This is a genomic window from Levilactobacillus cerevisiae (assembly GCF_003946245.1).
Taxonomy (GTDB): Bacteria; Bacillota; Bacilli; order Lactobacillales; family Lactobacillaceae; genus Levilactobacillus; species Levilactobacillus cerevisiae.
In genome coordinates, this window is the sequence record NZ_RHNN01000071.1 from 1 (window position 1) to 1,881 (window position 1,881).

2 protein-coding genes and 1 pseudogene are annotated in these 1,881 nt (G+C 35.8%); 2 read left to right on the forward strand and 1 reads right to left on the reverse strand.

Translation table 11 applies throughout. The features are described 5' to 3' along the window. The first annotated feature begins 385 nt into the window (after positions 1-385). Both EKM99_RS15580 and EKM99_RS15585 read left to right on the forward strand, forming a co-directional pair. On the forward strand, positions 386-1,192 hold the full coding sequence (locus EKM99_RS15580; protein ID WP_010010558.1) for a ParA family protein: 807 nt from the start codon (positions 386-388) through the stop codon (positions 1,190-1,192). Positions 1,193-1,194: 2 nt separating this feature from the next. Continuing rightward, entirely contained in the window at positions 1,195-1,563 is a 369-nt protein-coding gene (locus EKM99_RS15585) for a DUF5388 domain-containing protein (protein WP_125584208.1), read from the forward strand. 221 nt (positions 1,564-1,784) lie between these two features. On the opposite strand, the pseudogene EKM99_RS15590 reads toward EKM99_RS15585, so the two are convergent. After that, a pseudogene (locus tag EKM99_RS15590) lies at positions 1,785-1,881 on the reverse strand (IS30 family transposase); the annotation flags it as partial.

Consider the following 1,881-nt stretch of genomic DNA (forward strand, 5'->3'; position numbering starts at 1 on the left):
CCCCTTGGATTTAGACCCCAGCTTGTCCCCTAGGGCTTTAAAAATCGCACCGGCCATGATATAATAGTCATTAAATAACGATGACTTTTATGTGGCGCTCACCGATTCCCGTCGGTGGGTGTTTTTTTGTATTCACTTACAAGTACAATTGTATTTCTCTCAATAAAAGAAATCAACACTTTTTTAAAAAATGTATACATTTTTACATTAGTACAAACACTAATGCAAAAATTAGTATTTGTATACTCATTCAAAGTGCCTCTATTGCAGTCTACATAGAGCTCATGTATACATTTTTACTTTTACACACTTGTATTTGTATATATGTACTAATTTTTGTGCTATGCTTTAAGAGCATTACACTACATATTTATGAGGTGATATTTTGGATAGCAAAGTCATAACATTTTCAAACTTTAAAGGCGGGACTGGCAAGACAACTAATAGTACAATGACTGGTATCGAGTTGGCACGTCGTGGGTATAAAACACTATTAATAGATTTGGATCCTCAAGCTAACGCCACTAATTTATATTTAAAAACTAAAAATAACGTCGGCGGTGAAGTAACTTCTTTTGATGAAACCTTGATGACCGCAATTAAAAACAAAAACCTCAAACCAGCTATCATCAACGTAATCCAAAATTTAGATATTCTTCCATCCTCAGCTGACTTTTCTTTATATCCTAGATATATGGAGAATATAATTTCTGACTACACCGATCGTGTAAAATACTTGTCTACCTTAATAAATCCGTGGAAAGATGACTATGACTACTTGTTGGTAGACGTTCCACCTACAATTAGCCTAATCACAGATACCGCATTATATATGACAGACTACGCGATTGTCGTTCTTCAAACTCAGGAAAGATCGCTTCAGGGTGCCCAGGCATTCATCAAATACATGCAAGATCAAATTATCAATGAATTCCACGCTCCGACATTAGATTTACTAGGAATATTGCCGGTTTTGCTGAAAAATGGTGCCCCTGTCGATAAGAGCACCTTAGCTAAAGCAATTGATATATTTGGTAAAGAAAATATTTTTGACATAACAATTAAAAATATGGAACGCTTAAAACGATATGATGTAACCGGGGTGACATTTAAAGATCAGTTTGATAAAGCAGTTCAAGACGTATACTCCAACGTTACTGATGAAATATTTAGCAGAATGGCTGGTGAATAGGAATGAGCGGATTATTAAACAATCCCAATCTAAAAAAACAACCAAAGACGGACCCACTTGATCGTGGACAAGATATCAAACCCAAAAACACCTTTACTACAGATGATCTTAAAAGTAATAATGGCAAACCATCAAAACCGGGAAAAAGCGTTGCAGATTCTGTTACTTTTTATGCTAACGTTAGAATCAACAACCATATTAAGAACAAAGCGGAAGCTTTATCTGGAATTGGTCTATATAAATCTCAAAAAGAAGCCATTGATAACGCATTAGACTATCTCATTGATTCTTTAGACGCTGAAGACAAGCGAAAATTTACTTTTCAATTAGATATTCTGGAGAGTAGAGACGCCCGAACTAGGGGAAAATAATATCGCGCTCTCAGACAACACGTTCAGCTTTTAGACGTATACTTTGTCCGTTTAAATTAAGCAGAATGCACACAAAAAAGTCCTCTATTATACGGAATAGAGGGCTTTTCTGAAATCAGTACATACAGGCTTTGCTTAGGAGCGTTGCTTGTGTCCATTTAGGACATACACAATCATAGCACGTATTTGACAACTATATACACGTATTGTAGATTGCAAATTTAATCCGAATTTTTGGACCAATTTGTCAGCATAACCTGATACGGTGTTTGCCAGTCGAGTATTTTAAGCGGTCGCTGGTTAATTTGGAGTAACGTC

Excerpts from the sequence above, each read along its gene's own strand:
- EKM99_RS15585 (WP_125584208.1), top strand. The coding sequence starts at position 1,195 with ATGAGCGGATTATTAAACAATCCCAATCTAAAAAAACAACCAAAGACG.